Here is a 13,506-nt window from a genome sequence, read left to right on the forward strand (position 1 = left end):
GTTTTTTTATTTGTAATTATTACCATTGTACTTTAATTGAGCCCTTGCCTGAAATTTCGTATTCGTGTATTTTTAGTTTTTCTTTGAATGGTTTCAGAGCTTTTTTATTCTGAAATACTTTCATCTGAATTTTGTGATCGTTCTTTTTTATGATTTTTAGATTGTAAATCATATCCTTATCTCCCTCTATTTTTATGGTGATTGATTTTCCTCTTTTAGTAGGTTGGGCAATCGGGTAATCTATAAATAGAAGGAAATCTTCATCTATTTTGATGTATTGTCTTGGTACTATTCCGAAGGCCATTCCGGCACCATACACTTCCTGACCTACCTGACCGCTTTTTTGCCAGCCGTTATATAAATCTTCTAAAGGAACCCACAAATCAGCTTGAATTTCTCCGGTTTTTACTTCTTCAGAAAGCATTTCTTTTGGCAGCATCGGCGGATAATAATAGGCAATTCGATTAACGGCGTATTTAACAAATTCCGGAATAAGGGTTTTTAACGATGGCAAAATGTCCACGTCTTTCGACTGAATAAAATATTCTGACAATGCAGCATAGACTTCTAATTCTTCATACGCTGCAGTGTAGGGTGCATCATTGAGTGGAAATATGGAAAAGAAATTGGTATAATTTTTACCGTAACCATATTTGCAATCGTATAGCTGTACATTTTTAAATAATCCGGTGAGGCAGGTATAACTTAGTTCCAGATATAATTTTTCATTGGTAATTTTGTACAATTCTAATAATGCTCCGGCTGCAAAAGCGGTATTGTTGGCCTGATATAAAACTTCAAGTCCCAATTCTGCTAATTTTTTTGCTGCTTTTTTTGCTTCATTTAAATAACGTTTTTCTTTGGTTAATTTAAAAAGCAGCAGCATTAGGTGTGCATAAGCGCCTGCAACATCGCGTTCTCCTCCGGCACCCGGAGCAGTTTCTTTTTTAATGATGTCAAGGGTTTCCATATCATAAAATACGGGCCATTCATATTTAAAATGATGCGCTACTTTTATGACATAATCGATAGAATCCAATACCAGTTTTTTTGCAGTTTTGTCTCCGTGTAAAGCCAGTCTTGCCAAATTCATTAAGGGATGGTGTAAATACCACGAATCCATTACCATTTCCTTCTTTTGTTCTTCAGACTGATCGAGTTTGTCGGCTAATGCAGGAAGCCATCGATTAATACAATTTATTTTGGGATCATAAAAAGCAGGTAACCCATTAATTAAATCATTATAAAGTGGATGTTTTTCACCGGTCCACTTTTCATATTCCTTAAACGGACCTAATACAGCAAGCTGAACCATACTTTCAGCAGGTGTTTCGTAATCGCATAAATAAGCATTTAGATACGGAATTCCGTTTGTTTGTGTCCATGCGCCTTTGTTATGGTGGAGATCGGTTAAAACGTTTTGAGCGATTTCCGGCCAATCATGATATTCAATTCTGGGCTGTTGCAGTACTTTATATATTTTAACGAGATTATCTAAAAAGTGTTCACAAACAGCTGACGTTTCTTTAATTATTTGAGTTTCCAATACTATATAAGCATCCGATATTGTAAAAGGTTTACCTGAAGGAAGAGGTAATTTATCTGTGGCTGGCAATTGAAATCCGATTTCTGGCCAGGTTCCTCCAACTGTATTTTTGGATTCCGTTTGGGTAGCTTCACAATATTCAGATAATGAAGTAAGGTTTTGAAAATAAAAAAAGGATCCTGTCTGTGGTTTTGTAATGGTTGCAAATAGTATCCCGGATCGGGAGCCAAATTGCTCCATATGAATTGTTCCGGTAGTATTTTCTACACTTCCATTTTGTGTAAGAGGTAGTATGTCACGTGGCGAAAACGGAATCATCAATGGCATATTCGCTGTAAATGTGGTTATGTAATGCAATAAAGGTGTTGTCTTATCCGGAAAGTCAACACGAACTTCATAGCTTCCAAGTTTGGAATTTAATAGAATTACTATTGTTTCTTCATCATCAAAGAGATTGGCAACTTCAAAACAGCTGTTCATTCCAAATGCTCCACGAAACGCTATTTTTCCGTTTTCGGGAAGAAGTGCAACAATCCATAAGGAATCGCCGGTATTATAAAATTGATAAGTATAATCAAGAATTTTTCTTTCTAAAAGTAATTCACTATTCTCAATATCTTCCTGAGCTGTAGCGCTCCAAGGTGTAACTGTTTGCATATTGATAAATTTTAATGGATTAAAAGATTCTTTTATAGTTATTCAAATTCTGAAGTTTCGCTATTCGCCTGTTTCCATATTAGGTGCGTCAACAGGTTTGGATTGGGGGGAGCCAATTTGCCTTAAATAAATCGAAAGCATTACGATGGCAAAAACAGAGAGAAATTCGCTTTGCCAGTTTTGAAAAGATTCAAACCAAAATCTGGAATCTCCGATATAATCAGAGACGGATTCCAAAGGCAGTCCTTTTAAGGTTAATTGCTCATTTTCATCTTTTAAGCTTCCATAAAAATGCAGAATAAAAGAAATTACAAATAGTAACAATAAAGCAATAGTGAGGGAATGTTTATAAAGACAAAGTATCCATCCGCCTTTTTTTACAGGCCATGGAGCATCTTTTCGGGTAGCAGAAGGCTCTCTGTCAACTTCTTCATCCTTATCCAAATCTTTCGATTCTGAGGAACCTTTCTGCATTAAAAAAATAGTAAACACCACAAACAAGGCCATTTGCAGAAATTCGCTTTCCCAATTTTCAAAAGTCGATTGAATAAAATGTCCCGAAATAAGATAGGCAGAAAGATTGATGGCAGCACTGCCTTCCTCTATAAGTTCCTTATTGTGTTCTTCAAATCCAAAAATTGTCTGACCAATTAGTGCCGCTATAAATAATGCTAAAAAGCAGATACATAAACCGTTGTTGCGTAAAAAGTCTTTCATCTTAGTATTTATTTGTATCAAAATTGACAAATACTAATGAGGAATACTTACATAATTAAGTTTAGAATTTATAAGATTTCATTTCGCAAAAAACGAATGTAGTTTTAGATGTTTTCAAGAAAAGTGATCAGATTAATATCTTCGTTTTGAATATTAAGTTTTTTTCGTAGTCTTGCTCTGGCGACATTTAGACTGTTATAGGATTGGCGTGTGAGTGCACATATTTCTTTGGTCGTCATGTTTAACCTTAAAAAAGCACAAATCCTTTTTTCATTAAGGGTTAAATCGGGGTATTTTGTATTTAAACGCTCATAAAAATCGTTGTAAACCTGGCTAAAACGAACTTCAAATTCTTTCCAGATGTCATCATCCTGAGCATTTTTAATGTCTAAGATTATTTTTTGGATAATATCCTGATCGGGCTTTTTCATTTGTTTTTTCAGCTCCATCAAACGATTGGAAATTTCAGAATTAAATTCGTTCTTTTTTAAGAGATACATGATATTGGTTGTCAACTCTTTATTTTTAAATTCTAATTCTCTTTTTAAGGCATCTTCTCTTAGATAAAGATCTTTATTGCTCAATTCAGCGCTTTCTTTGGCCAATTGCTGAATTTTAGCCTTAGATTCCTGAAGTCTGTACATAATGATTACGATAATGATTCCAAGAATCAAAACGACTGCAATAATTGAATAAATAAGTTCTCTTTGATTCTGTGCTATTTTTGCAGCCTGATTTTCTTTGTCAAATTTGTACTGCATTTCGGCACGGGTAATTTTTTTCTGATTTTCCTTATTAAAGAGGCTGTCACTTAATGATTTATAAGCAACATGATAATTATACGCATTTTTATATTCCCCCTTTTCTGCCATGACAATGCTAAGTTCTTCTAAAACCGAGGCCCTTGAAGAAGATGAATTAGCTTGTTGACAGTAGGAAAGACTTTTTAGAAGATATTGTTGTGCTTTATCAAACTCTTTTTTCTCTATATATAACCTTCCCAGATGATAATTGGATTTACACAATCCTAAGATGTTATTTTCTTTTTTTCTTAAATTAAGGGATTCTATAAAAATAGCTTCGGCAAGATCATAACGCTTTCCCTTAAGGTAAACGATGCCCATATTGGAATATACAGAAGACAGGTTTTCAGTATCATTTGCCTTTTTACTATGGGTTGATGCCTGCATAAAACATTCAAGAGCAAGATCTTCCTTATGCTGATTGTCATAAATGATACCAATATTATTTAATATTTTCCCCTTAATAAAGTGAACTTTTATTGAATCCTTTATGATTTTTTTATCTAGTAAACCTTTTACCTGATTAAATTTAACAAGTGCCTTTGAAAAATCACCCTGATAAAAATAAACCAGCGCCATACTGTTATACACTTTTACAACATCTGGTTGAGGAGGATAAAGTTCATAAAACTTCAACGCCTTTAATTGATAGTCCAGACAGATGTCAATATTGCCTTTTAATAAATTGACAGTCCCAATATTAGAATATATTCTGGCTAATAGAGTATCGGTGATTTTTTTTTCAAAAATTAATGCTTGTTTGTAATAAAAGAGAGCTGAATCTAAATCCTTTTTTTCTAATAAATGGCCAGTCCGAAGAAGCAGACCTACTTTTTTATCAGGATCTGAGGTTGATTTATACTGAAGTTTCAAACGATCAACATTCTGTGAAAATAGCGTTTCACAAAAAAATAAAAGAAAAACGATATAGATATAAGAATACTTCAATTAAAATGATTTTTGCAAGCTAAACTATGAATAATTTTTGAGTTTTAATTAAATCTGTTATCGGATTTATAAAATTCAATTTCTAAATAAAGTAATACAGACGAATTTATACTTTCAAAAGTCGTATGAATGAGAATTAATAAAGCACTATTAATATTATAAGCGACCAGAAAAGATCCTCTCATCATACTATTATTTTTTATTTGTTAAGTATTTTATAATTAGTCACTTATGTTTTGTTGTTATAAAAATGTAATCATCATTTCTTCCCTATATATATAATGTAACTACTCTTTAAATCCTATCAACTTGGATTTTCCATATTCTTGCCCTGAAAGATTTAATTTTTTATTCAATAGCTAACTTTTTTGAAACTTTTAATACAATAAAGAGGTTAAAAAATACAATTATTGAGGACTAGATTAAATAGTATTAACTAATCAAAAAACTACTTTAATGACAAAATTTTACAAAAAGGGAACTCGATTATTATCGTTTTTTATTTTTTCGCTTTGGTCAGTTTTTTCTTTTGGTCAACAAACAACTTTTAAAGAAGGTGTCAAACAAGGTTCTGTTAAAATCAAATTTTCAGGACAGTTAGCACCCACTTTGAGGAAAATGAATGTTACCACAGGAAAAAAACTTTCTACAGGAATTCAGGCTTTTGATCAAGTTTCGGCCAAGGTCGGAGCCAGGAAAATGCGTAGACTATTTCCTGAAAATCCTAATCCCATATTAGAGGCAAAATTGCGAAAGCACAAACTTGATTTGTGGTATGTTGTGGACATTGACGCAAACCAAAATGTTAAAGAAGCAGTTCAAAAATACAAAGGAATTGCTGAAATTGAAATAGCTGAAACGGAAAAACAAAAAGTGCTGTCGGAGTATAATTTTACAACAATTAGCGGTAGTAATAGTAAACCTTCTACTCTCGCTTCTTATTTTAATGATCCCAAGCTTGCCGATCAATGGCATTATGACAATACGGGACAAACGGGATATCCAAATGGTTCAGACATCAATTTATTTAAAGCTTGGGATGTTGTTAAAGGTAATCCTAACGTTATTGTTTCAATACATGATCAGGGAGTAGATATTGAACATCCTGATTTAAAGGCCAACATCTGGACCAATTTAGCAGAGCTTAACGGAGTTACCGGAGTTGACGACGATGGAAATGGTTATACAGATGACATTCACGGATGGAATTTTGACAAGAATAGCGGAGCTATTGAAGCTCAGCCCCACGGAACGCACGTAGCAGGTACAATTGCCGCGGTAAACAATAATGGTATTGGGGTTTGTGGAGTTGCCGGAGGTAGTGGTAATAATGATGGTACCAGAGTAATGTCGTGTCAAAGTTTAGGAGGCGGCAGCTTTGAAGAAGCCTATATTTACGCAGCAAATAACGGTGCTGTTATTTCCCAAAATAGTTGGGGATATACAAGTCCAGGAACTTTTGATGAATCTGTACAGGAAGCAATCGATTATTTCATCGCAGAAGCAGGAGATTTTCCAAACAGTCCCATGAAGGGAGGAATTGTAATATTTGCTGCAGGAAACCAAAATAGTGATGCAGACTGGTATCCAGGTTATTATGAAAATACTATAGCTGTAAGTTCAATTGGTCCTAACTGGCAAAAAGCCAGCTATTCCTGTTATGGTACCTGGGTCGATATTGCAGCGCCGGGAGGAGAAACGGATCTGGGAGCAAAAAATGGCGTTTTAAGTACATTGCCAAAAAATCAATATGGTTTTTATCAGGGTACCTCTATGGCTTGTCCGCACGTTTCCGGTATTGCGGCATTGGCGTTGGCAAATCGTAAGAGTCAATTAACACCTGAGGTTTTAAAAACTAAACTTTTAACGGGTGTTGTTGATATTGATTCTCACAATCCGGACTATGTTGGAAAATTGGGTTCGGGGCATATTGATGCTTTTTTAGCTATCCAAAATAACCAGGGTGTTGCACCAAATGCTATAGCGGATTTGGCTGTAACAGGAATTGCACAGGAATTTGCTAATTTATCGTGGACTGTTCCAACAGATACAGATGATTCAAAACCAGTTGATTTTCGTGTTTATTACAGTACTTCACCTCTAACAAAAAGCAATCTTGCGTCGGCGAAGTATGATATTATTAAAAATACAGCATTGCCAGGAGAAACAGTAACACATTCTGTTAATGGTCTTTTAGGACTTACTCATTATTATTTTACTGTGATTTCGGGAGACAGATGGAATAACTTATCAGAATTGTCGAATATTATCGAAGGGACAACAAATGATGGTCCAAAAATAGAGGTAGACGACAATAGTAAAGAAATTGTAATTGATGTTGATGCTAGTACTTCTTTTAAAGGAGCACATGAAATGACGATCTTAAACAACGGAGAAGGTGTATTGAGATGGGAATTTTCAACCCGACATACAGAAACTTCTCTTTCCTATTCGGCAAACAAAATAAGCTATCCTTCTGCTAAAACAACAAAAGTTGCATCGGCAGGAAAAGTAGCCAGAAAAAAATCTCAGATTGCAGCTTCTTCAAAAACGGCAACTGCAGGAACTTTTGAATTTACTCCACAAAATAAAAGTTATTGTGACGGACCTACGGATATTATAGGTGATACTGATGTGAATATTCCAAATTCAGCAGCTACTAAATATTATGTAAGTGAAGCAGATGGTTTCAATTTAACACAAATTGAGACCTACTTAAAAGTAAATCCAGAATTAGGTCCAGTTGTTTTTGAAGTGTATAAAGGAACAGCACTAAACAAGCAAAATCTAATTTATGCTCAGGAATATACTCCCTGGAGTGCTACAGAAGGTTATGTAAGCCTTAATCTAAAGGAGCAATTGTATTTTCAGCAGGGAGAAACTTTTTGGGTGGTGATGCACATTCCGCCTGGAAATCTGTATCCTTTAAGTATTGGTTATGAAAATACACCAGCAGGATCTGATAATTGTTTTATTTCTTTTGACTTAGGACAAACTTGGGGATCCTTGGGAGTAGCGCTTGACAGTAATGATTTTGCATGGTTCAGCGTTGCAAGTAGTCAAAATAAATACTTAGGAGAATATTTGTCTTTAGATCCTACGAATGGAGAATTAAACGGAAATACGACGCAAAAAGCAAATCTTTCAGCGGATGCATCGAAGTTGATAAATGGTACTTATCGTGCAAATGCTATTTTTAAATCCAATGACGGAACTAATAAAGAATTAAAATTACCAGTTACGGTAAATGTATCGGGGCAGCAACCAGTTCTTAAATCGGTTGAAAAACTTGATTTTTCAAGTGTTTTTAAAGGTACTTCCAAAGAAATGGAATTTGTAGTAAAAAATACAGGATTAGGTAATTTTAATGATGTAGCGGTTGCTATTTCTAATCCAAATTTCGAACTTATCAGTTCAGCTCCTTATCAAATTACAGCAGATAATGAAGTGTTGCTGAAAATTAGATACACACCAAATAATATTGGAAACGATAATGGTTTTGTAACGTTAACTTCTACTAGTAGCCCTAAAACATTAAGAGTTATTTTATTTGGAGTAAGTTCTGAACCTGCAAAAATTGTGGTTGAACCAATGACACAGTTGATTGATAATGTTGCATTGGGAGATCAGGTTACGGCTTCAGTTACGGTAAAAAATGAAGGTCAGGCGGCATTGAAATACTTCATTCCTACTTATGACCAATCCGGAACAAGTGATACTTGGGAAGGCGGTTACCATAAATACGGATATAAATACCGTACAAATTACGCTTCAGAAACTGCTCCATTGACTTATGAGTATCAGGATATTTCAGGTTCTGGAACAGATATTACAAATTATTTTAAAGCAGAGGCTGACAGGTACTATCCTGTTGAAATGGGATTTGATTTCCCATATTATGCTGAAAAAATGAAAAAACTGTATGTAAGTTATAGAGGGTTTACAACTTTTGATGATACAGTAAGACCCGTTAATGCTCCAGATTTGAATGGTGCCCCTTATACACCAAAAGGATACATTTCTCCTTTGGGAACTTTTGTTGAATTAGCTGCTGGAGGCGCTGTTTATTACAAAGTAGAGCCAGATAAAATGATTGTTCAATATACAAATCTTTCTGATGGATATTCAGGAACACTAACAATGCAAATGGTTTTATTTGCAGATGGTAATATTCGTTTCTTTTATGACAATATTACTTTTTCTGAGCAAGATTTGGCTTACCTAAATATTTTGATCGAAGATTATGCACAGAAAGATGGTATTTTAGTAAATAACTATGCTAAAAGAACTCCGATCTATTCTGGATTGGCTTTAGGTTTTGATTATCCAGGTCCGGATATGATTACATCAATCAGCAATGCGGGTGGAATTTTATTGCCAGGTGAATCTGCTAAAATGGATGTTGTTATGAAAACGGCAGGTTTGTATGAAGGTACAATCAACAGATATTTGAATATTGTATCTACAGATCCGTTAAATGCACAAATAAATCCTCTGATTCAAATTAACATTACAAGCGGTGGTAATGGGGAACTTGCTGTCTCTCATACAGAGATTAATTATGGCGATGTATTTCAGGGAGCTATTGCTTCAAGAAAGTTTAGCATTAAAAATAACGGTACTGCACCTGTAACCTTAACAGGATTTGCTTTAGACAACAATAAATTTCAAGTTACCGGCGAAACAACTGCAACTATTGCACCGGGACTTAGTAAAGTATACGATGTAAATATGCCTACAACTGTTGTAGCTGATTTAGCAGATGTCTTGCATATTACAGATAGTAAAGGAGAAAGCTACACGATCACACTTTCTGGAAAAGTATTGGATCCTCCTGGTATTGATGTTACGGATTTAGATGTAATAACAACGACTTTACAACATGGTCAAACGGCGAAATTCCCATTAAAAATTGAGAATACAGGTATAGCTGATCTTGAAGTAGTGGCAACAGGAACACATTGGCTGACTGCCTCAGTACCAGTAAGCACTTCTGAAGCGATTCCGAATTTTACTTATAGTTATGAAATGTTTAATGATGGCACCAATTATCAATGGATTGATATCCGTAAAACGGGAACGCAGCTTCCGTTAGCTGATGACATATTTGATACTGAACAATATTGGCATAAAATGAGCTTGCCATGGTCTGTTAATTTTTATGGTAAAGAGTATACTGATATTCAAATTGGTACTACCGGATTATTAACATTTGATACACCAGATGCTAGTGCCGCAATGAATGACAAGATTCCAACAGATTTGTTTAAAACCCTTATTGCTCCTTATTGGACGTTTGGTGCCTTTGATACAACAACATATCCGGCGGATGAAGTAGGTGTTTTCTATTACAGCGATGCTGAAAAGGTTATTATTTCATGGGAGTATTTTGCAAACTTCTTTGGTGGATTGGGAGACCCGACTTCGGCACAGGTTATCTTTTATAAAAATGGAACGATGAAGTTTCAATATAAAGTAAATGGAACTGTAGATCAGACTACTAATTTAACTGCTATCGGACTTCAGAATGGCGATCATTCTGATTTTCTAGCAATTTCAAATTATGCAAATGTTAATCACGGAACAGGTTTAGCTTATGTGATTAACCCGGCAGAAAAACTTGTTATTCCGGCAGGAACAACATTAAATGCTCAGATTGATATTGATGCACGTAATATATATGCAGGAGAATATACAAGTAAATTAAAATTACGCACTAATGTTCCAGGAAAAGAATGGCTTGAAAAACCGATTAATTTAACGGTTACCGGAGCGCCAATTATCACTTCAAATATTGAGGAAATAAATTATGGCGAAATAATGGTTAATCCTGCTATGAGCTATACTAAAGAATTTTTAGTTCAAAATACAGGTGCTGAGAAGCTTGTTATATCTAATATTTCTACAGAAAGCGGTTCTGCAGAATATACCATTGAAACCTATGCATTTTTTGAAGATTGGTTTGGTGGAGGTTATTGGAGTTGGGCAAATATTAATGATTTGATGGGGAATTACCCGGCAATATTGCCAGGCGAAAATTCTAAATTCAGAATTACGTATGCTCCAACTGTAGCAGGTACTGTAAGTGATAATGTTGTTATTGATAGCAATGCATCAGTACCACAATTTATGATTCCGATAAAAGCAGCAGTTATATTACCTCCGGCTTTATCGGTACAAGCTAATGAAGTTAATAGTATCGTTAATTATTTGACAGATACCGACACACAATTTGCGACTTTTGATAATAGCAATGGTGGTGGAACTTTAAAATATGAATTGAGTATCGATTACTTAAGAAAAGCTGCAACTGGTATTACTTCACGTTCAGAAGTAATGGCAAAAAAGGCAAAGACGGCTAAAGCATCTTCTATAGTAAGATCTTATCCTGCACCTCTCGGAGGAACTACTGTATATGTTGATCCTAGCTTCAATAGAGTTTTGGCTCATGAAGATAAGATGGCTGCAGATACTCATTTCGGTTATGATGGTGGAGAACCTTTCACGGCAGCAACACGATTTAATGCCGGGAAAGATGGATTTACATTATCACATTTTCAAACCTTTATGTTTGGTATGGATAAACCAGCAGGAACTCTTGCTTACGAAATACGTGCAGGTGGTTCTTCTGTTGCTGAAGCAACGATAATAGAGCAAGGTTTTGTTGATTATGTTTATGAAGGAGGAAAAAGTGGAGCATGGGTTACATTACCAATCAAAGAACCAAAAGGACTTTATCCAAATGAAGATTTCTACGTTGTTATAACTTATCCTTATGAATTACCTTTTGTACAAGGTGCAGTTGCTAATATTGTTGACACTCCTGGCAGATATACCCTGAGTGACGGTGACGGTAACTGGTATGACTTGCAAGATGCAGCCCTATATCCTGGTTTTGGATGGATGGTAAGAGCAGGAGAAGAAAAATATACTTCTAACGCCTGGGTTTCCATGAATGGAATAGCAAATGGAGAAGTTGCTCCTGGAGGAAAAAAAGAAGTTCAATTAGACTTTACTGCTGCAAATGGAGTTCGTGGAGATCAACATGCAGTTTTAAAAGTTAGAACCAATGATCCTGTAAATACAGTGGGTAAGATTCCGGTTAACTTACACATCAATGAAGCGCCTCTTTTCTCTAATGTACCTGCAGAAGTTACTGTTGTTAAAGAAGCTTCTGAAGTAATGGTAAACATCGGCTTAACCGATAAAGAAAATAATGCGATTACGGTTACATCTTCAAATATGCCATCATGGGCTACATTTGAAGTAACTACTGGAAACATAGCAATAAAACTTGCTCCGGGTTATGAAACAGCCGGAACATATACAATCGACTTTACCGCTGTTGATGCACTTGGTGCAGCTTCAAAAATGGCGCTTGAAGTTAAAGTATTAAAAACCAATAGAGCGCCTTTAGCAATTAACACGCAAGATTTAGTGTATTCTAAATTGAAGTATTTTGATGTGCGTAAATTCCAGGATTATTTTACAGATCCGGATGCTGATAAAATGACTTTTAATGCTTCTGTAGCAGATAAAAATATTATATCGGTAACAGTAGGTCAGGAACTGGGTCAATTTGTGATTGAGACACTTACAGCAGGTGAAACAGTGCTAACCTTAACAGCCACAGATATTCATGGCTTAAGTACAGAACAAAAAATAAAGGTAACTGTTGTAAATAATAGAGCACCTGTATCTCTGGGATCACAAGCACTTCTTTACAGTAAATTAAACGTTCAGGAGTCTTTTAGTTTTGACAAGTATTTCAAAGATCCTGACGCAGACCCGATGACCTTTAAGGCTGTTATACTAAATCCGGCAATCGCTGCTGCATCTGTCACTCAAAGTGGTTTTACAGTTGAGAGTCTTTCAGCTGGAGAAACGGAATTGATTTTAACTGCCACCGATATTTATGGAGCAAGTGTAGAGGAGCGTATTAAAGTTAAAGTTGTAAATAATCGTGCTCCCATAGCATTGGTTGCGAAAGACCTTCTTTACACTAAATTAAACATTCAGGAGTCCTTTAGTTTTAATCAATATTTCAATGATCCGGATTCAGACGCATTGACCTTCCAGGCTGTGGTTTCAAATCCTTTAATTGCATCTGTAGTAGCTACAAGCACAGGGTTTACAATTCAGAGTCTTTCCAGTGGAAATACAGAATTGATTTTAACCGCTGTTGATCCTTATGGCGCAAAAGCAGAACAGCGTATAAAGGTTAGTGTTGTAAACAATAGAGCTCCTATTGCTCTTGATGGAAAATCAATCCTTTACAATAGATTAAACGCTCAGGAGTCCTTTAATTTTGATCACTATTTCAGTGATCCTGATGGAGATCTTATGACTTTTAAGGCTACTATTGCAGATCCTTCTATTGCATCTCTAGAAGTGGCAGAGGCTGATTTTACTGTTGAAAGTCTCTCTAATGGAGAAACCGAATTGCTATTAATAGCTACAGATAAATATGGAGCTATTGTCGAGCAACGTGTTACGGTGATTGTAAACCAATCAGAAGTTATGGAGCTTAACGTATTCCCTAATCCTGTTGTAAATACGGTAAATATTAAGTGGACAAGCCGTTGGGCTGGAGATGTCGTAATTGAAGTGGTAGCACTAAACGGTTCGACTGTACGTAAATTTAATATTGCTGATGTACAACTGAAAGTTTACAGTGATTTAGATTTAAGCACTCTGCCAGCAGGAGCATACTTCCTAAATGTTAGCGGAAAAGAAGGAACATCCTCTGTTCTGAAATTTATTAAAAGATAAGCAGAGTAAATAATGAAATAATAGATACGTCGCGATACAATATTGAATGTTTTAATTCCCCCA

General features: G+C 35.3%; 4 protein-coding genes. 1 reads left to right on the plus strand and 3 read right to left on the minus strand.

The window, feature by feature from the left end; all coding sequences use genetic code 11:
• Window positions 1-19 precede the first annotated feature (19 nt).
• From AC6CH4_RS06415 to AC6CH4_RS06425, 3 genes are all read right to left on the minus strand, one after another.
• A complete protein-coding gene (locus tag AC6CH4_RS06415) occupies window positions 20-2,203 on the minus strand; it encodes a hypothetical protein (RefSeq protein WP_498101244.1) in 2,184 nt (727 codons plus the stop codon).
• A 60-nt stretch (window positions 2,204-2,263) separates the two neighbouring features.
• Window positions 2,264-2,920 (minus strand): DUF6766 family protein, encoded by a 657-nt coding sequence (locus tag AC6CH4_RS06420; protein WP_498101246.1) that lies wholly within the window; start codon window positions 2,918-2,920, stop codon window positions 2,264-2,266.
• Between the two features lie 104 nt (window positions 2,921-3,024).
• Window positions 3,025-4,596, minus strand: a complete 1,572-nt coding sequence (locus AC6CH4_RS06425; protein ID WP_498101248.1) for a tetratricopeptide repeat protein — start codon at window positions 4,594-4,596, stop codon at window positions 3,025-3,027.
• Between the two features lie 531 nt (window positions 4,597-5,127).
• Here AC6CH4_RS06425 and AC6CH4_RS06430 point away from each other — a divergent pair.
• Window positions 5,128-13,443, plus strand: coding sequence for a S8 family serine peptidase (locus AC6CH4_RS06430; protein WP_498101250.1), 8,316 nt, complete (start codon window positions 5,128-5,130; stop codon window positions 13,441-13,443).
• Window positions 13,444-13,506: the final 63 nt, after the last annotated feature.

The organism is Flavobacterium sp. GQ95, from assembly GCF_059758655.1.

Bases quoted from the DNA above. Each gene is read 5' to 3' on its own strand.
- AC6CH4_RS06415 (WP_498101244.1), bottom strand. From the start codon at position 2,203: ATGCAAACAGTTACACCTTGGAGCGCTACAGCTCAGGAAGATATTGAG.
- AC6CH4_RS06420 (WP_498101246.1), bottom strand. From the start codon at position 2,920: ATGAAAGACTTTTTACGCAACAACGGTTTATGTATCTGCTTTTTAGCA.
- AC6CH4_RS06430 (WP_498101250.1), top strand. From the start codon at position 5,128: ATGACAAAATTTTACAAAAAGGGAACTCGATTATTATCGTTTTTTATT.